The sequence below is a fragment of the Burkholderia sp. HI4860 genome (assembly GCF_002223045.2).
GTDB lineage: Bacteria > Pseudomonadota > Gammaproteobacteria > Burkholderiales > Burkholderiaceae > Burkholderia.
Genome location: NZ_NKFO02000003.1, coordinates 3,452,965 through 3,470,990, shown reverse-complemented (window position 1 = coordinate 3,470,990; position 18,026 = coordinate 3,452,965). Strand labels below are relative to the sequence as shown.

Below are 18,026 nucleotides of genomic sequence, written 5' to 3'. Positions count from 1 at the left end.
GTTTACGCGCGAAACTTCGAGTAAATTCTCAAGAATGGTTGCTTAAGCCCCGCCGGAGCGTCTACCATCGGGTCTGTCTGTTGTCATACGATTCGCGAGCGCGCCGCGCTTGCCCGCCTTGCCATGCTTCGAATTTGGGTTCCCGTCGCCGTCGTTTCCCTGCTTGCGGCCTGCTCCAGCGTGCCGCCGCAGTCGGCATCGCGCTCCGATTCAGGCATGAGGATCACGACGCCGCGCGCGTTCCCCGCCCCCGCCAATTTCCCGAAGTTCGTCGATCACAGCGTCGGCCAGGAAGAAATCTCGATCCAGGCGATGAGCCTCGTCGGCGTCCCGTATCGCTGGGGCGGCAACACGCCGACGAGCGGCTTCGACTGCAGCGGGCTCGTGCGCTACGTGATCGGCCGCGCGGCCGACGTGAACCTGCCGCGCACGACGGCCGACATGAGCGGCCGCGGCGTGTCGATCGAGCCCGACCAGATCGCGCCGGGCGACCTGATTTTCTTCAATACGACCGGACGGCCGCATTCGCACGTCGGCATCTATGTCGGCAAGCTGCGCTTCGTCAACGCACCGTCGACGGGCGGCACCGTTCGGCTCGACTACCTGACGAACCCGTACTGGGCCAAGCGTTTCGACGGCATTCGCCGCGTCGCGCCGCCGCGCGGGGCGCCGACGCCGTTCGATGCACCGACCTACGAGGCGAAGCGCGACGAGCCGCGCAGCGCGCCGGCTGCCGCACCGGCCCCGGTGGTCGTGACTGCCGCCGCGCCGCGGCCGCCTGCCTATGCCTCGTCGCAAGCGAGAACCGCGCAGGCGCCTGCACCTGCGCCGGTCATCGCTGCCGCGCCGGTCGTGACGACCGCCGCAGCCGCACCCACGGCCCCGGCCGCCGATCCGTACGAACCGCCGCCACCGCGCAGGCAGGCCGCGCAGCAACAGGCAACGTCAGTGAATGATGGGATGACCGCGATGACGGCCAATGCAGCGCCTGCCGCCCCGGTCGAGTCCGGCACGCAGATTCCGACGACGGCGCTCACGGCCGCCCAGGCCGCCGCGTTCGATGCCGAACCGCCGCCTGCCACCGCGGCGGCGTCTCCGCGCGGTATCGAACCCGCACCTGTGCAGGTATGGCGCGCATCGACGCAATCCGCGCCCGTCAGCCCGCGCACCAGTACGGCAGACGATCCGATCGCGCGGTTTGCGAACGGAAGCTACTGACCGGTTGCCCGAACCTCGACAGTCAATCACATTGGCGGTATCCGCCGCCACCCCGCCCGTTCCGCCGCGAACTCCCCGTTCCAAAAGAAAATGCGCCGCAGCCTTTCGGCTGGCGGCGCATCGGATGTCGATCCGGCTACGTCGGCGATCAGAAGATCTGGTGCCCGAGCCACCATCCGCCGGCCGCGAACAACGCAGCCGCAGGCAGCGTCAGCACCCATGCCCACACGATGTTGCCGGCCACGCCCCAGCGCACGGCCGACAGCTTCTGCGTCGCGCCGACACCGACGATCGCGCCGGTGATCGTGTGCGTGGTCGATACCGGAATGCCGAGGAACGACGCGAGGAACAGCGTCATCGCGCCACCGGTTTCCGCACAGAAACCGCCGACCGGCTTGAGCTTCGTGATCTTCTGGCCCATCGTGCGCACGATGCGCCAGCCGCCGAACAGCGTGCCGAGGCCCATCGACAGGTAGCACGCGCCGATTACCCACGCCGGCGGCGCATCGGCGGTCGCCGACGCATAGCCCGACGCGATCAGCAGCATCCAGATGATGCCGATCGTCTTCTGCGCGTCGTTGCCGCCGTGGCCAAGGCTGTATAGCCCGGCCGACAGCAGTTGCAGCCGGCGGAAGCGCCGGTCGACCTTGCTGGGCGCGGTACGGAAATACAGCCACGACACGCCGAGCATGAACAGCGAGCCGAGGATGAAGCCGAGCAGCGGCGAGATGAAGATGAACGCGATGGTCTTCAGCAGCCCGTCGATGTTCAGCGAGCTCCAGCCCGACTTCGCAAGCGCCGCGCCGACGAGGCCGCCGATCAGCGCGTGCGACGAGCTCGACGGGATCCCGTAGTACCACGTGATCACGTTCCAGCCGATCGCACCGACCAGCGCGCCGAAGATGACGTAGTGGTCGACGATCTCGGGGTCGATCGTGCCTTTACCGACGGTCTGGGCGACTTTCAGGTGGAAGATGAAGTACGCGATCACGTTGAACGCGGCCGCGAACACGACGGCCTGCTGGGGCTTCAGCACCCCGGTCGACACGACGGTGGCGATCGAGTTCGCCGCGTCGTGAAAGCCGTTCATGAAGTCGAATACGAGCGCGACGAGCACGAGTGCCGCGACCATCCATAGGGCGAGTTGTATCGAATGCATCGTGGTCCGCTCAGGCGTTTTCCAACACGATGCCTTCGATGATGTTCGCGACGTCCTCGCACTTGTCGGTGATCTCTTCGAGCAGCTCGTAGATCGCCTTCAGCTTGATGAGCGTCTTCACGTCGTCTTCCTCGCGGAACAGCTTCGACATGGCCGCGCGCAGCACGCGATCGGCTTCCGACTCCCAGCGGTCGATCTCCTCGCACTGCTTGAGGATCTGTGCCGATTGCTTCATGTCGGACAGCAACCCGACCGCCTGCTGCACGTGCTGGGCCGACTGCGTGACGATGTGCGCGAGCTGGCTCGCTTCCGACGTGACGGAACGTACGTCGTACAGCGACACGGCGGTCGCGACGTCTTCCATCAGGTCGAGGATGTCGTCCATCGTCGTGATCAGCTTGTGGATCTCGTCGCGATCGAGCGGCGTGATGAAGGTCTTGTGCAGCAGATCGATCGCCTCGTGCGTGAGCTTGTCGGCGGCCTTCTCGGCGGTTTGCACGTTTTGCTTGTGAATCTCGGCGTCGGCGAGATTGTCGATCAGCAGTTCGAGCTCGCGGCCACCGGAAACGATGTGCTTCGCGTGCGCGTTGAAGAGTTCAAAGAACTTGCCCTCGGTGGGCATGAATCGACCGAACATGGGATTCCTGAGAGATTGTCAAACTACTGTCACGAAAACGGGCGACATTGTACCGTTTTCGGTCGCGCCGCGACGCGCGCACATGCGCGCGCCGGGATTGGATACAACGTTTGGCGATTTAGGGCTTTACAACCGGCGTTACTCGCCGTAGAACGTCTGCGCCCCGGCAAAGTTGTCGAACTTCGTGTATTGCCCCAGGAACGTGAGCCGAACGGGGCCGATCGGGCCGTTACGCTGCTTGCCGATGATGATTTCGGCCGTGCCCTTGTCGGGGCTGTCCGGGTTGTAGACTTCGTCACGGTAGATGAACAGGATCACGTCCGCGTCCTGTTCGATTGCGCCGGATTCACGCAAATCCGACATCACCGGGCGCTTGTTCGGGCGTTGTTCGAGACCGCGGTTCAGCTGCGACAGCGCGATCACCGGCACGTCGAGTTCCTTCGCGAGGCTCTTCAGCGATCGCGAGATTTCCGAGATTTCGGTCGCGCGGTTCTCGCCCTGCGACGAACCCGACATCAGCTGCAGGTAGTCGACGATGATCAGGCCGAGCTTGCCGCATTGCCGCGCCAGCCGCCGGGCGCGCGAGCGCAATTCCATCGGGTTCAGGCCGCCGGTTTCGTCGATGAAGAGTTGCGCCTCGCTCATCTTCTGCACCGCGTGCGTCAGTTTCGGCCAATCCTCGTCCGTCAGGCGGCCCGTGCGCATCCGGTGCTGGTCGAGCCGGCCGATCGAGCCGAGCATCCGCATCACGAGCTGGGTGCCCGGCATTTCCATCGAGAACACCGCGACCGGCAGCCCGTACTCGACCGCGACGTATTCGCCGATGTTCATCGAGAATGCGGTGTTGTGCGTCACGACATAGTCGTCGGTCACGTACAAGCGCGACGGATGCGACACCGAAATGCACTGCGTCGCCGTGCGACGCGTCGGCTCGATGCCGACGATCACCGGCATCTTGCGGCGCGAACGCCCGCTCGCCAGCCGCTCACGCTTACCCTCGAACAGGAAAAGATCCTGAGGATCCGGATGGCTGATCGTGCACACGTACGCCGTCACGCCGGCCACGCGCTGGCCATGCGACGTGAAACTGGTCGCCTTTTCCGAAATCTGGCACCAGGCGCCGAGCGAGCGCGCCAGCTCCTGGACGTCGCGCGCAAGTTGCGGACTCGCGGTCGAGTAACGCACCGTGCCCCAGGATTCGACCCAGCCATCGGTATCGAGCAACCCACGCAACAGATCAAGTCGCGCGTCCTTGCCCGCGTCGAGGTACTCGCGCGGAATGAACTTGTCGTAGCTCGTGCGCCCCCAGACACCAAGCCGCTCGAGCGCCGCCTTCAACGGGTTGACCGTCGGCCGCGATACCGAACCGGCCGGCCGGCGCTTGATTCGCCAGTCGTACCGCCCCGCATGTTCGAGTTCGAGCGTCGCATCGACCCGCGCACGCATCCGCTCCAGCGTCTCCTCGGCCTTGACGCTGAATCGCACCGCCGTACCCCCCATCGAGCCGTCGCCGAGCAAAGCGCCGAGTACCCACGGGTCGACGGGCAGTGCCTCCGTATGCCCGAAATCACCGCTCGCCATGTCGATCCACAAACGGTTGCGATAGCGCTCGCGCGTCAGCAGCGTACGGATTTCCGCCGTGCTCAGGATGCGAGGCTTCGCCCACTCCCGGTAATGGACGCACCACAAATGCTCGTCGCAGCACTCGGCAGAACGACCGTCCGAGAAGCGGACGCGGTACACCTGCCGCTCCCCCTGCGGATAGATGCCGGTCACCGCCGATGGCGCGCCATCGGCCGAAGCCAGCTGATCGCCCACCGCCAGCTCACCCATCCGCTTCCAGCCGGCGAGCGTCCTGACGCGAGCATCGAGCGGCTGCGCCTTACCCATCGACGGGCGCCCTGCGACGATGATCAGTTCGCCGCCGTGCATCCCGGACGTCATCCGGTCGAGGTCGACGAAGCCCGTCGGCGTGCCCGTGACGTCGCTCGGGTTCGCCGTGTGGTACAGCGTATCGATGCGCTCGACGACCTGCGTGAGCAGCGGGCCGATCTCGAGGAAGCCCTGGTTGCCGCGCGCGCCCTCTTCGGCGATCGAGAACACCTTCGACTCGGCCTCGTCGAGCAGCTGGCGGACTTCCTTGCCCTGCGGGTTGAACGCATCGGCCGAGATTTCGTCGGCAACCGACACGAGCCGGCGCAGCACCGCGCGGTCGCGCACGATTTCCGCATAGCGGCGGATGTTCGCCGCGCTCGGCGTGTTCTGTGCGAGCGCGTTCAGGTAGGCCAGCCCGCCGACGTCGTCGGCCTTGCCGGACGTGGTCAGCGCTTCGTACACGGTCACGACGTCGGCCGGGCGCGTCGACGCGATCAGGCGGCCGATGTGCTCGTAGATGATCCGGTGGTCGTAGCGGTAGAAATCGCCCTGCGACAGGAAGTCGGCAATCCGGTCCCAGGCCGCGTTGTCGAGCAACAGGCCGCCGAGCACCGACTGCTCGGCTTCGACCGAATGCGGCGGGACTTTCAGCGATTCGATTTGAGGATCTTGCGGCGCGTTCATGGGTTGGGATTATCGCGAATTACACAGGACGGCGCCATACCGGCCACCGGCGAACGAGCAATAAAAAAGGCAGGCCCCGGTTGCCCGGGCGCCTGCCCTTGTCCGGACGGCGGAAGCCGCCCGGAAAGCTTGCGTACGCTTACGCGTGGTCGCCGATCACGTTGATCGTGACGTCGACGACGACGTCCGTATGCAGCGCGACCTGGACGTTGTGCTCGCCGATCATCTTCAGCGGGCCTTCCGGCATGCGAACTTGCAGCTTCTCGACTTCGAAACCTGCCTTCTTCAGCAGTTCCGCGACGTCGCCGTTCGTGACCGAGCCGAACAGACGGCCGTCAACGCCCGACTTCTGCGTGATTTCGAACGACTGGCCGTTCAGCTTCTCGCCGACTGCCTGCGATGCTGCCAGCTTTTCAGCGGCGATCTTTTCGAGTTCCGCGCGGCGAACTTCGAATTCGGCGATCGCTTCCTTCGTTGCACGGCGAGCCTTGCGGTTCGGGATCAGGAAGTTGCGAGCGTAACCGTCCTTGACCTTGACGATGTCGCCGAGGTTACCCAGATTGGCGACTTTTTCCAACAGAATGATTTGCATTCGAATTCTCCTTATTGCGTCGCCTGATTACGCCTTGTGCTGATCGGTGTACGGCAGCAGCGCGAGGAAACGCGCACGCTTGATGGCCGTATCCAGCTGACGCTGATAGTGCGCCTTCGTACCCGTCAGACGAGCCGGCGTGATCTTGCCGTTTTCGCCGATGAAGTCCTTCAGCGTTTCCGTGTCCTTGTAGTCGATCTGCTCGACGCCTGCGGCCGTGAAACGGCAGAACTTCTTGCGCTTGAAGAGCGGGTTTTGTTGCTGACGACGCTTGTCGAATTTCTTACCAGTCGGGCGGGGCATGATTTCAGTCCTTTCCAATGTCCTGCAATGCTGTGATGTGAAACACCAAGGTTCTCGCGTTGCGGCTTTTCTTTGCCAGGAAGCCCGTGAACAGCGTTTCGACGCCCATTTCACGGCTTTCCAGCCTGCCGCTCGCCTCACCGGCCGCCACCGCCTCGATCGTCATTTCGACCTGACGGGGAATGCCTGCCTCGACGACTTCCGTGCGGTGATGCAATGTGGCGCTTGCGATCGGAACACCTGCCGGCGTATATCGCACCGGTGCGCGTTCGACGACGCTCGCCGTCAATTGCAACCTGTTCACGTGAGTGACGCGCTCCTTGATGGCTTAATGAATGACGAACTTAAGCCTGCGCTTCGGTCGGCTGAGCTGCAGCCGCCTTCTTGGCTTCTTCGCGCTGAACTTCCTTCATCATCGGCGACGGGCCGGTTTCGGCCTTCTTCATCTTGACGATGAGGTGGCGCAGCACGGCGTCGTTGAACTTGAACGCGTGTTCGAGTTCGTCGAGCGTCGTCTGGTCGCACTCGATGTTCATGCAGACGTAGTGAGCCTTCGCGAGTTTCTCGATCATGTAGGCCAGTTGGCGACGGCCCCAGTCTTCGACGCGGTGGATCTGACCGCCGTGCGACGTGATCGTGGTCTTGTAACGCTCGATCATCGCGGGCACTTGCTCGCTCTGATCGGGGTGCACGATGAATACGATTTCGTAATGACGCATTACACACTCCTTGTGGATTAAAGCCACCCGGGCGTCTGAACCGGTGTGGCAAGTGAGAAGCCGAAGATTCTAACCCGGATACGGGGCGCGTGCAAGGCCAATCGACGGCTCGTGCACGGATTCGGCCATGTTTTCAAAGACTTGAAGGGGCGAACCCGGCAGGTCGGCCGCGTTTCGGCTTTTTTCCCGATCAGGGTCGGAACGGAAAAACGCGCGGCAAGCGGCAGGCCGCGCCCGCCGCCGTCACTCGGTGCGTGTCACGCCGAGTCGCGCATCGAGCGCGGTCCTGAATGCCGCGAGCGCCGACGGTTCGGCGTCGGTCACGGCCCACCAGGTCATGCCGGCCGCCTCCCAGCGGTCGAGCGCGTAGCCTTGCGACACGGTCGTGTACGGCGCCCCCGGCCCCTCGCCGGCCGGCCGCACGTAGACGTCGATCACGTGCTGCCGGTGACGGTAGACGAGCACCGCGACGCGACGCCGCCCGACGTAGTCGAGCCGGCCGCCGACCAGCGCGAAGCCGTCCGCCGCGAGATCCTCGACCGGCGGCGCATAGTCGATCCGGCCGTTGAACCACGGCTTGACCGTGTGCCGGTCGGTCGAGATCACGTCGATGTCCCGCGCCGACAGGTCGGCCCGCACGTGGCTCGACACGAGTTCGTCGACCGTGCGGTCGGTGTCGGCATGGCGGGCGGACAACGTCATCCCGCCGGCCGCGGCAAGCGCCACCAACAGCGCGACGCCCCAGCCGAGGCCGGGCAGCGCGGCCACGCGCGGCCCCATGCCGGCCGACGCCGGGCGTGCTGCCCCGCCTTGATCCGTCAGCCACGAAAACCAGCGGCGGCCACGCGGACGCGCCTGCGGCCTTGACTTCGGTTCGGGCTGCGCCTGCTCGCGCACGGGCGCATCGGCCGCTGCCGGCAGGCTCGCGAGAATGCTGGCCCGCAACGCATCCGGCGCACGATGGTAGTCGGCCTGGCGCACCGCCTGCACCAGCGTGACGATCCGCGCGCGCTCACGACGGCACGCTTCGCACCCTTCGACATGCTGCTGGACCCGCAACGCATCGGGCGCCGACAGCTCGCGGTCGACGTCCGCGTCCAGCAACGCTCGCGCTTCGTTACAGTCCATCGATAGCCTCCGATGCGGCTCCGCCAGCCGGCGTACGGCCGGGCCTGCCTGCGGCCGCCGGCGCCGGCTCGCCGCCCAGCAGCGCGGCGAGCTTGCGCCGGCCGCGTGCGAGCCGCGACATCACGGTGCCGACCGGCACGTCCGCGATCGCCGCAATCTCGCGGTAGCTCAGGTCCTCCATCTCGCGCAGCACGAGCACCTCGCGGTATTCGGGTGCCAGCTTCGCGAGCGCTTCGTTCACGAGCCGCACGTTCTCGCCGCGCAGCAGGTGCGCGAGCGGATCGTCGGTCGCGGGTTGCCAGTCGTCGGGCACGTCGGTGTCGTCGAGCGTGTCGGGCAGCGCAACCTCGTGCGCATGCGTGCGGCGCCGCCATTCCGTGTACCAGGTGTGGCGCACGATCGTCAGCAGCCACGGCCGGGCGTTGTCGCCGCGACACGAATCGACGAAGCGCAGTGCGCGCATGCACGCGTCCTGGACGACGTCGTCCGCATCGCCGGCGTTGCCGCTCAGCCAGCGCGCGAGGTTGTACGCGGCGTCGAGATGCGGCAGCACCAGCGCACGAAACCGCTCGCCGCGCGCCACCGCGTCGTCCGCCGACCGCTCTTCGATCGCCTGTCCGGCTTGCCCCACATGGCCTCCCTGGTCCCGGCGGCCGAAGCCGCGCCCGTTCCGAGCACGGCGCCCGGACAGACTGGCAACGTGCACGCTCGATGACCTTACCGTCGTTGCGTCGAGTTTATTCCCGCGCCGCACGCCCGAAGCGTAAAAAAACACCGGACAGCCCGGTGGCCCGACCGTCCGCGCCGTTACGGCGTGGTGCTCCAGTAGCCCGGGCTCGCGTAAGCGGCGCGCAGGTAGTCGATGAAGTAGCGCACGCGCGCCGGCACGTAGCGCTGCTGCGGGTAGACCGCGAGGATGTCGTAGTCGGGCAACGCATATTCGTCGAGCACGGTTTCCAGCTCGCCCGTCTCGAGCTGCGCGGCGATCTCCCAGGTGGAGCGCCAGCCGAGCCCGAGACCTTCGGCCACCCAGCGGTGCAGCAGTTCGCCGTCGTTGCAGTCGAGATTGCCCGCCACGCGCATCGTCGCGATCTTGCCGTGGCGCTGGAAATACCAGCCGCGGTTCTGCCCGCCCTGCAGGTTGAACGCCAGGCAGTTGTGCTTGAGCAGGTCGTCGAGCGACTTCGGCCGGCCGTGCCGGCGGAAATACTCGGGCGTGCCGCACACGACGCGCCGGTTCGACGCGAGCTTCACCGCGACGAAGTTCGGATCGACGGCCCCGCCGATCCGGATCGACAGGTCGTAGCCTTCGCGCACGAGATCGACGACGCGGTCGGTCAGGTTGAACGACAGCTGCATCTCGGGCTTGTCGGCCAGAAAGCCGGGGGCGTGCGGCGCGACGTGCTTGCGCCCGAATGCGGCCGGCGCGGACACGATCAGGTGCCCGCTGACCGCGCGCCGCCCGGCGGCCAGCTCGTTCTCGGCCTGGTCCCATTCGGACAGGAGGCCGCGGCAGCGCTCGAGGAACGCGGCGCCTTCCTCGCTGACCACGAGGCGCCGCGTCGAGCGGTACATCAGCTTCACGCCGAGACGCTTTTCGAGCGCGTCGATGCGCCGCCCGAGCACCACCGGCGACACGCCCTCCTCGAGCGCCGCCGCCGCGAGGCTGCCGGCATCGGCCACCCGCACGAACGTCTCGATCTGCTTGAAGCGATCCATCTCCCGTCTCCGTCTCTATGCCGGCACCGGCGGAAAGCCCCGCCCGGCCGTCATTCCATACTTTTAGTTTCGAAAAAAGCGACTTCGGCTGATCTTATCAAACCTTTCCTGCATCCCTAAAGTGTCCCCAACAGACCCATTTGCAAGATCCACCCCATTCAAGGAGACATTCATGGCCAAGATGAGAGCCGTCGACGCAGCTGTGCTCGTGCTCGAGAAAGAAGGCATCCAGACCGCGTTCGGCGTGCCGGGCGCAGCGATCAACCCGTTCTACTCGGCCATGCGCAAGTCGGGTGGCATCAGCCACGTACTGGCACGCCACGTCGAAGGCGCGTCGCACATGGCCGAAGGCTTCACGCGTGCGGCCCCGGGCAACATCGGCGTGTGCATCGGCACGTCGGGCCCCGCCGGCACCGACATGATCACCGGTCTCTATTCCGCTTCCGCCGACTCGATTCCGATCCTCGCGATCACCGGCCAGGCACCGCGTGCCCGCCTGTACAAGGAAGACTTCCAGGCCGTCGACATCGAGTCGATCGCGAAGCCCGTCACGAAGTGGGCCGTCACCGTGCGCGAGCCGGCGCTCGTGCCGCGCGTGTTCCAGCAGGCGTTCCACCTGATGCGCTCGGGCCGTCCGGGACCGGTGCTGGTCGACCTGCCGATCGACGTGCAGCTCGCCGAAATCGAATTCGACATCGACACGTACGAACCGCTGCCGGTCTACAAGCCCGCGGCCACCCGCGCGCAGATCGAGAAGGCGCTCGCGATGCTCAACGACGCGGACAAGCCGCTGATCGTGTCGGGCGGCGGCGTGCTCAACGCAGCGGCCGAAGACCTGCTCGTCCAGTTCGCCGAAACGATCGGCGTGCCGGTGATCCCGACGCTGATGTCGTGGGGCGCGATTGCCGACGACCACCCGCTGATGGCCGGCATGGTCGGCCTGCAGACGTCGCACCGCTACGGCAACGCCACGCTGCTCGCGTCCGACTTCGTGCTCGGCATCGGCAACCGCTGGGCGAACCGCCACACGGGCAGCGTCGAGGTCTACACGAAGGGCCGCAAGTTCGTGCACGTCGACATCGAGCCGACGCAGATCGGCCGCGTGTTCGGCCCGGATCTCGGCATCGTGTCGGACGCGAAGGCCGCGCTGGAACTGTTCGTCGCCGTTGCGCAGGAATGGAAGGCCGCCGGCAAGCTGAAGGACCGCAGCGCCTGGGTCTCGGAATGCCAGGAACGCAAGCGCACGCTGCAGCGCAAGACGCACTTCGACAACGTGCCGGTCAAGCCGCAGCGCGTGTACGAAGAGATGAACAAGGTGTTCGGCCGCGATACGTGCTACGTCAGCACGATCGGCCTGTCGCAGATCGCCGCCGCGCAGTTCCTGCACGTGTTCAAGGCACGCAACTGGATCAACTGCGGCCAGGCCGGCCCGCTCGGCTGGACGATTCCTGCCGCGCTCGGCGTGCGTGCAGCGGACCCGAGCCGCCCGATCGTCGCGCTGTCCGGCGACTACGACTTCCAGTTCATGATCGAGGAACTGGCCGCCGGCGCGCAATTCAAGCTGCCGTACGTGCACGTCGTCGTGAACAACTCGTACCTCGGGCTGATCCGCCAGGCGCAGCGTGCGTTCGACATGGACTACTGCGTGCAGCTCGCATTCGACAACGTGAACGCACCGGAACTGAACGGCTATGGCGTCGACCACGTGGCCGTCGCGGAAGGCCTCGGCTGCAAGGCGCTGCGCGTGTTCAAGCCGGAAGAGATCGAGCCGGCGCTGCGCCAGGCGCAAACGCTCGCGGAAGAGTTCAGCGTGCCGGTGGTCGTGGAAGTGATCCTCGAGCGCGTGACGAACATCTCGATGGGCACCGAAATCGACGCGATCAACGAATTCGAGGATCTCGCCGAAAAGGCCGAGCACGCACCGACCGCGATCTCGATGCTCGACTGAACCGCACGACATTTTTGACTGACCGACCGAAGAGGCTTAGCTCATGCCGAAGTTTGCTGCAAACCTGACCATGCTGTTCAACGAAGTGCCGTTCCTCGACCGCTTCAAGGCGGCCGCCGACGCGGGCTTCGACGCCGTCGAGTTCCTGTTCCCGTATCCGTACGCAAAAGAGGAACTCGCCGAGCGGCTCGAGACGCATCGCCTGCGCCTCGTGCTGCACAACCTGCCCGCCGGCAACTGGGACCAGGGCGAGCGCGGCATCGCATGCCTGCCCGATCGCGTCGGCGAGTTCCAGGAAGGGGTCGGCCGTGCGATCGAGTACGCGAAGGCGCTGAAGGTGCCGCAGCTGAACTGCCTCGTCGGCATTCCGTCGGCCAGCACGGCGCGGGACAAGACGTTCGTCACGATCGTCGACAACCTGCGCTTTGCCGCCGACGCGTTGAAGCGCGAAGGCATCCGCCTGCTCGTCGAGCCGTGCAACAGTTTCGACATCCCGGGCTTCGCGCTGAACCGCTCGTCGGAAGGGCTCGACGTGATCCGCGCGGTCGGCTCGGACAACCTGTTCCTGCAGTACGACATCTATCACATGCAGCGCATGGAAGGCGAACTGGCCGCGACGATCGAACGCAACCTCGCATCGATCGGCCACGTCCAGCTCGCGGACAACCCGGGCCGCAACGAGCCGGGCACGGGCGAGATCAACTACGCGTTCCTGTTCGCGCTGCTCGACCGGCTCGGCTATGCCGGCTACGTCGGCTGCGAGTACAAGCCCCGCACCACCACGACGGAAGGCCTCGGCTGGCTGCACAGCGTCGCCGGCTGCGCACCGGGCTCGGCGCGTCGCGCCGCCTGAGATCCGCCCTTTCCGTTTTCAGCCCTATAGGAGACTTTCACATGGCAACCATCGGTTTCATCGGCCTCGGCATCATGGGCGCGCACATGGCGCGCAACCTGCTCAAGGGCGACCACCAGCTCGTCGTGAACGGCGCGTTCCCGATCCCGGACGACCTGCGCACGAGCGCGAAGGTCGTCGCGAACTCGACCGAAGTCGCGAAGAACGCGGACATCATCATCTCGATGGTGCCGGATACGCCGGACGTGCGTAACGTGCTGTTCGCCGACGACGGCGTCGCGAAGGGCCTCTCGGCCGGCAAGCTCGTGATCGACATGAGCTCGATCTCGCCGCTCGACACGCAGGAATTCGCGAAGCAGATCAACGCACTCGGCTGCGACTACCTCGACGCGCCGGTGTCCGGCGGCGAAGTCGGCGCCCGCGAAGCGACGCTGACGATCATGGTCGGCGGCCCGGAGGCGGCATTCGAGCGCGCCAGGCCGCTGTTCGAGAAGATGGGCAAGAACATCACGCTCGTCGGCGACAACGGCGCCGGCCAGACCTGCAAGGTCGCGAACCAGATCATCGTCGCGCTGAACATCGAGGCGGTCGGCGAAGCGCTGCTGTTCGCCGCTCGTTCGGGCGCCGATCCGGAGCGTGTGCGCCAGGCGCTGATGGGTGGCTTCGCCGCGTCGCGCATCCTCGAAGTGCACGGCGCGCGGATGACGAAGCGCACGTTCGATCCGGGCTTCCGCATCGAGCTGCACCAGAAGGACCTGAACCTCGCGCTCGACGGCGCACGCAAGCTCGGCCTCGCGCTGCCGCATACCGCGAGCGCGCAGCAACTGTTCAGCGTGTGTGCGTCGCACGGCGGCAAGGCCTGGGATCACTCGGCGCTCGTGCGCGCGCTCGAGATCATGTCGAACTTCGAGATCGGTCAGACGCCGGCCGCGTAACACGGCTGCAACGATGCGCGTTTCCGCCGCGATGGCGGACGCGCGCGACAGACACACGTGACCGGCACGGCCGGTCGCATCGATGCGCGAGGCGCCACGCACTTGCGCATCACGGTGGGGCGCCCCGCCCTGCACTGCCGATGGCATGCAGGACGGGGCGAAAAACGCCGCTCTGGGCTGAGAGCGGCGTGGTGGGGTCCGCAGCGGCACCCGGCGACGCCGGGGAAGCCTTGGTCGGTCAGACGTCGTCGTCGGGTGTCCGCCTGTCGGATTTCGCGTATTACATTTCTTTACGTTCGAGCGTGCGATTTTTCATGCAATCGTCGTCATGAACGCCTACACTTTCGCCACGCCTTTCGAGAAAATCGCCGCGCTAGCGTTCACCTCCGGTGACCGCGCCCAGCGCGGTGTTTTTTTCGCCACTTCACGGCGCGTTTTCTTTTCAACCACCTAAGGAGTGCAACGATGGGTCTTCTTTCGTTTATCAAAGAGGCGGGCGAAAAACTGCTGGGTCATGCCGATGCGCAAGCCGCGGAAGATCCGAATGCCGCAAACCAGACCGCGGCCGATGCCATCAAGAACTACATCAACACGCAGGGTCTCGATACGTCGAACCTGACCGTGGCGTTCGACGGCGCATCGCGCACCGTGACGCTGTCGGGCAGCGTCGCCGACCTCGACACGAAGGCCAAGGTCAAGGTCGCGGCCGGCAACGTGCAAGGCGTCGCGGGCGTCAACGACGACGATCTGCAGCCGGACGATCCGGAAGTGCAGTACCACGACGTGAAGCCGGGCGACACGCTGTCGGCGATCGCCAAGGAAGTCTACGGCGACGCGAACAAGTACCCGGTGATCTTCGAGGCGAACAAGCCGATGCTGTCGAGCCCGGACCGGATCTACCCGGGCCAGAAGCTCGTGATTCCGCCGCAGTCCTGAGCATTGTTGCCGGACTGACGGACAAAGAAAGGCAGGCCGATGGCCTGCCTTTTTTCATGGTGACGCGCGCGGCCCGCACCGCGCCCGTCGATCAGCCGGTCACAGCGTATCGAACGCGCGTTGCAGCGCATCGCGGCCGTGAATGCCGTTCGCGAGCGCGAGCATCAGCAGCACGCGCGCCTTGAACGGGTTCAGCGACCCTGCGCTCACGAAGCCGAGCGCATCGTCGCTCGCGGCGCCGTTGCGCATCACGTGCCCCGATCCGACGCGCGACGCGCGAACCACCGCCACGCCCGCCTTCACCGCATCGGCCAGCGCCGCCTGCAGCGTCGCATGGATCGAGCCGTTGCCCGTACCCGCGACGACGAGACCGCGCACGCCGGCCGCGACGAGCGCGTCGACGGCCGTGCGCGTCACGCCCGCGTAGCTCGCGACGACTTCGACAGGCGGCCACGCGGTGGCGATCGCCAGTGGCGTGTCGCGCGAACGCGTGACGCGGCGGGCGAATTCGACCCGGCCATCCTGCACCCAGCCGAGCGCGCCAAGCTCCGGCGACTGGAATGCATCGACCGCATAGGTGCTCGTCTTCACGACGTCGCGCGCGCCGTGGATCCGGTTGTTGAATGCGACCAGCACGCCCTGCCCGCGCGCGGACGGATGCGCGGCCACCGTCACCGCATTCAGCAGGTTCAGCGGACCGTCCGACGACAGCGCGGTTGCCGGCCGCATCGCGGCCGTCAGCACGACCGGCTTGTCGCCGTTGACGACCAGGTGCAGCGCATACGCGGTTTCCTCGAGCGTGTCGGTGCCGTGGGTGATCACGATGCCGTCGACCGCCGGATCGGCCATCAGCGCGTCGATCCGCGCGGCGAGCGTATTCCACAGCGGCAGCGCGAGATCCTTGCTGTCGATGCTGGCGATCTGCTCGGCGTCGACGCGCGCGACGGACGCGAGCGCCGGCACCGCGTCGACCAGGAAATTGACGCCGAGCGCGCCGGCCTGGTAGCCGGCCGTGCTGGCCGCGTCGGGCGCGGCACCGGCGATCGTGCCGCCGGTGGCGAGCACGGCGATGCGCGGCAGGGCCGCCGCGGACGAAGGGGATGCGGAATTCGAAGTATTCATGGCCGCGATTGTAAAGGCTTGCGGCCAGGTTCCGGCGTGGCGACCGACGCCGGCCGCAGCGCATCATGGTTTGTCCCGATCGTTCGGCAACACGTGCCGTCAACGGCCGTGGTGTCCGCAACGTTATAGAAAGTGCCGTTTTGGTGTTTTCACATTGATTTGCCATAATCGGAGCGCGCTGTGCGATGCGACCCTATCCTCATTGCACGGTGCTTCGTGACGGCGTCGATAACACGCAATTCACCCCATGGGAGTGTCGAAATGAAAATCCAATCGCTCGTAGCCGCAGTGCTTCTCGGCGGCATGCTGGCTTCCCCCGCGTTCGCGGCGAACAGCCAGCAGGACAAGATGAAGGCCTGTAACACCCAGGCAGCCGGCAAGACGGGCGACGAACGCAAGGCGTTCATGAAGGACTGCCTGTCGGCGAAGCCCGCGAAGGCGATGTCGCAGCAGGAAAAGATGAAGGCGTGCAACACGCAGGCCACCGGCAAGAAAGGCGACGACCGCAAGGCGTTCATGAAGAGCTGCCTGAGCAGCCAGCCGGCCGCCTGAGTTCCGGCGCTCCCGTATCGAATGCCGCGCACCGCTTCGGCGGGCGCGGCATTTTTGTTTTCGTTGCACGCGCATCGACGCGCCCCGCCCGCGCGCCTCTTCCGCGCTTTTGTGACGGCTCCCGCCCCGCTTCCCCGGCTCGCCGTGCCGGCGCCGCCACATGGTGCGGCAATTCGCCGCGTTTTCTTCTATGATGGCTGCAACGCGGCCCATCCAAGTACAAGAAGCGCCATCGGGCCGCCCTCGAGACAGACGCGCACACGCGTCAAACGGAGGCATGGATGGCATGGAGACAACACCGCTGGTTCCGCCGCTGGCTGATCGTGATCGTATTCTGGGCCGTGCCCGTCGCGATCGTCGCCGTGCGCGAGATCCGCGAGGAGATGGCGTACAACAAGGCGGACCTGCAACTCGCGCTGACCACCTGGCAGCTCACCGATGCGCAGCAGGCCGCCGGCGCCGCCGCGAAGTGCCACGGGGATCCTGACGAGGCGCGCGCGGCCGGCTGCCCTGCCGACGTGCTCGCCGCCAATGCGCCGCGCCAGCAGGCGGCCCGCGACGAATACGTGGTGCGCCGCAATACGCTCGCCGGCTATCTGTGGCACGCGTTCGTCGGCTATTGGGTCGTGCCGGCCGCGTTCCTGTTCGCCTGCGGCGTCGTGATCGCGCTGATCCGCCGCGCGCTGCGCCGTCCCCCGATCAAGCCGCCTGTTCCCCCCGTCACGCACTGATGCGCGGCAGGCGCCGACATCAGATCGCCCCCCGTGTTTGCCGCATGCCGACACAATGTCGGCGCGGGGGTGCCGGTTCGTCCGTTGGCGCGCCGCGACATCCCCGCGCGATTTGACGCTTTTTCACGTCGCAATGAAAAGAGGCTGTAATCCGCTGTGATATAACTGCCGACGTGATCCGCTCCCTGAGCGAGACTCACTCCGAACATCATCCGATGGAGAAGAACGATGCAAAAACGGAATCTCGTGCTGAAAGCCGCCGCTGCGCTCATCGTCGGTAGCCTCGCGCTCACCGGTTGCACCACCACCCCCGACAAGCCGGACAACGCCGCAACGAACGCGTCGAAGCGCCAGGCAATCGACTCGAGCGTCGACGCCACGCTGTCGCGCATGTACTCCACGGTCAAGGGTTCGCGCGAACTCGTCGCGAAGTCGCGCGGCGTGCTCGTCTTCCCGGACGTCATCCAGGCGGGCTTCATCGTCGGCGGCCAGTCCGGCAACGGCGCACTGCGCGTCGGCGGCAGCACGGTCGGCTACTACAACACGTCGTCGCTGTCGGTCGGCCTGCAGGCCGGTGCGCAGTCGAAGGCGATCGTGTTCCTGTTCATGACGCAGGAAGCGCTCGACGAATTCCGCGGCTCGGACGGCTGGGCAGCCGGCGCCGGCGCATCGGTCGCGCTCGTGAAGATGGGCGCGAACGGCGCGGTCGACTCCAACACGGCCACCGCGCCGGTCCAGGTCGTCGTGCTGACGAACGCAGGCCTGATGGGCGACGTGTCGATCAACGGCACGAAGGTCACGAAGCTGAAGATCTGACGCTCGCGTACCGCCCGTGCGCACCGCGCGCGGGCCATGCACAAACGGCGATGTCCTTGCGGGCATCGCCGTTTTTTCATCCGCGCGCGTCGTGCGCGT

The 18,026-nt window shown here is 66.1% G+C and carries 20 protein-coding genes; 9 read left to right on the top strand and 11 right to left on the bottom strand.

The features are described 5' to 3' along the window. The first annotated feature begins 123 nt into the window (after window positions 1–123). The gene (locus CFB34_RS31540; protein ID WP_089440266.1) at window positions 124–1,218 is read left to right on the top strand and encodes a C40 family peptidase; all 1,095 of its coding nucleotides are present in this window, start codon (window positions 124–126) and stop codon (window positions 1,216–1,218) included. A gap of 148 nt (window positions 1,219–1,366) precedes the next feature. Here CFB34_RS31540 and CFB34_RS31535 read toward each other — a convergent pair whose 3' ends face one another. From CFB34_RS31535 to CFB34_RS31490, 10 genes are all read right to left on the bottom strand, one after another. Then, window positions 1,367–2,377 carry an inorganic phosphate transporter gene (locus CFB34_RS31535; protein ID WP_046543500.1) on the bottom strand — a complete coding sequence of 337 codons (1,011 nt, stop codon included), beginning with the start codon at window positions 2,375–2,377 and terminating at the stop codon, window positions 1,367–1,369. A 10-nt stretch (window positions 2,378–2,387) separates the two neighbouring features. Further along, window positions 2,388–3,014 carry a DUF47 domain-containing protein gene (locus CFB34_RS31530; protein WP_034188683.1) on the bottom strand — a complete coding sequence of 209 codons (627 nt, stop codon included), beginning with the start codon at window positions 3,012–3,014 and terminating at the stop codon, window positions 2,388–2,390. Window positions 3,015–3,152: 138 nt separating this feature from the next. Beyond that, complete coding sequence (gene dnaB / locus CFB34_RS31525) at window positions 3,153–5,573, bottom strand: replicative DNA helicase (protein WP_089440267.1); 2,421 nt, start codon at window positions 5,571–5,573, stop codon at window positions 3,153–3,155. 139 nt (window positions 5,574–5,712) lie between these two features. Beyond that, window positions 5,713–6,165 (bottom strand): 50S ribosomal protein L9, encoded by a 453-nt coding sequence (gene rplI / locus CFB34_RS31520; RefSeq protein WP_021156519.1) that lies wholly within the window; start codon window positions 6,163–6,165, stop codon window positions 5,713–5,715. Window positions 6,166–6,192: 27 nt separating this feature from the next. Continuing rightward, the gene (rpsR, locus tag CFB34_RS31515) at window positions 6,193–6,468 is read right to left on the bottom strand and encodes a 30S ribosomal protein S18 (protein WP_006486248.1); all 276 of its coding nucleotides are present in this window, start codon (window positions 6,466–6,468) and stop codon (window positions 6,193–6,195) included. Between the two features lie 4 nt (window positions 6,469–6,472). Beyond that, window positions 6,473–6,772, bottom strand: a complete 300-nt coding sequence (gene priB / locus CFB34_RS31510; protein WP_011657069.1) for a primosomal replication protein N — start codon at window positions 6,770–6,772, stop codon at window positions 6,473–6,475. Window positions 6,773–6,812: 40 nt separating this feature from the next. Continuing rightward, window positions 6,813–7,187 carry a 30S ribosomal protein S6 gene (gene rpsF, locus CFB34_RS31505; protein WP_006402295.1) on the bottom strand — a complete coding sequence of 125 codons (375 nt, stop codon included), beginning with the start codon at window positions 7,185–7,187 and terminating at the stop codon, window positions 6,813–6,815. A gap of 243 nt (window positions 7,188–7,430) precedes the next feature. Further along, window positions 7,431–8,315, bottom strand: coding sequence for an anti-sigma factor (locus CFB34_RS31500; protein ID WP_089440268.1), 885 nt, complete (start codon window positions 8,313–8,315; stop codon window positions 7,431–7,433). Then, window positions 8,305–8,946 carry an RNA polymerase sigma factor gene (locus CFB34_RS31495; RefSeq protein ID WP_089440269.1) on the bottom strand — a complete coding sequence of 214 codons (642 nt, stop codon included), beginning with the start codon at window positions 8,944–8,946 and terminating at the stop codon, window positions 8,305–8,307. The genes CFB34_RS31500 and CFB34_RS31495 overlap by 11 nt, the downstream gene beginning before the upstream one ends. Window positions 8,947–9,122: 176 nt before the next feature. Continuing rightward, the gene (locus CFB34_RS31490; protein ID WP_085039475.1) at window positions 9,123–10,034 is read right to left on the bottom strand and encodes a LysR family transcriptional regulator; all 912 of its coding nucleotides are present in this window, start codon (window positions 10,032–10,034) and stop codon (window positions 9,123–9,125) included. A 172-nt stretch (window positions 10,035–10,206) separates the two neighbouring features. On the opposite strand from CFB34_RS31490, the gene gcl reads away from it, so the two are divergent. The 5 genes from gcl to lysM all read left to right on the top strand — a co-directional run bounded on the left by gcl (window position 10,207) and on the right by lysM (window position 14,706). Next, a complete protein-coding gene (gcl, locus tag CFB34_RS31485; RefSeq protein ID WP_089440270.1) occupies window positions 10,207–11,982 on the top strand; it encodes a glyoxylate carboligase in 1,776 nt (591 codons plus the stop codon). A gap of 43 nt (window positions 11,983–12,025) precedes the next feature. After that, a complete protein-coding gene (gene hyi, locus CFB34_RS31480; RefSeq protein WP_021162122.1) occupies window positions 12,026–12,835 on the top strand; it encodes a hydroxypyruvate isomerase in 810 nt (269 codons plus the stop codon). A gap of 41 nt (window positions 12,836–12,876) precedes the next feature. Further along, window positions 12,877–13,770 (top strand): 2-hydroxy-3-oxopropionate reductase, encoded by an 894-nt coding sequence (locus CFB34_RS31475; RefSeq protein ID WP_089440271.1) that lies wholly within the window; start codon window positions 12,877–12,879, stop codon window positions 13,768–13,770. A gap of 328 nt (window positions 13,771–14,098) precedes the next feature. Next, window positions 14,099–14,224 carry a hypothetical protein gene (locus CFB34_RS39110; protein WP_256940921.1) on the top strand — a complete coding sequence of 42 codons (126 nt, stop codon included), beginning with the start codon at window positions 14,099–14,101 and terminating at the stop codon, window positions 14,222–14,224. A gap of 11 nt (window positions 14,225–14,235) precedes the next feature. Beyond that, window positions 14,236–14,706, top strand: coding sequence for a peptidoglycan-binding protein LysM (gene lysM / locus CFB34_RS31470; protein ID WP_039367010.1), 471 nt, complete (start codon window positions 14,236–14,238; stop codon window positions 14,704–14,706). A 99-nt stretch (window positions 14,707–14,805) separates the two neighbouring features. On the opposite strand, the gene CFB34_RS31465 is transcribed toward lysM, so the two are convergent. Beyond that, on the bottom strand, window positions 14,806–15,828 hold the full coding sequence (locus CFB34_RS31465; protein ID WP_179243637.1) for an asparaginase: 1,023 nt from the start codon (window positions 15,826–15,828) through the stop codon (window positions 14,806–14,808). A gap of 261 nt (window positions 15,829–16,089) precedes the next feature. On the opposite strand from CFB34_RS31465, the gene CFB34_RS31460 reads away from it, so the two are divergent. From CFB34_RS31460 to CFB34_RS31450, 3 genes are all read left to right on the top strand, one after another. Next, window positions 16,090–16,380 (top strand): PsiF family protein, encoded by a 291-nt coding sequence (locus CFB34_RS31460; RefSeq protein WP_043188161.1) that lies wholly within the window; start codon window positions 16,090–16,092, stop codon window positions 16,378–16,380. A gap of 281 nt (window positions 16,381–16,661) precedes the next feature. Further along, window positions 16,662–17,111 (top strand): hypothetical protein, encoded by a 450-nt coding sequence (locus tag CFB34_RS31455; protein ID WP_050013249.1) that lies wholly within the window; start codon window positions 16,662–16,664, stop codon window positions 17,109–17,111. Between the two features lie 228 nt (window positions 17,112–17,339). Then, the gene (locus CFB34_RS31450; RefSeq protein ID WP_069248150.1) at window positions 17,340–17,927 is read left to right on the top strand and encodes a YSC84-related protein; all 588 of its coding nucleotides are present in this window, start codon (window positions 17,340–17,342) and stop codon (window positions 17,925–17,927) included. The last annotated feature ends 99 nt before the right edge of the window (window positions 17,928–18,026 follow it).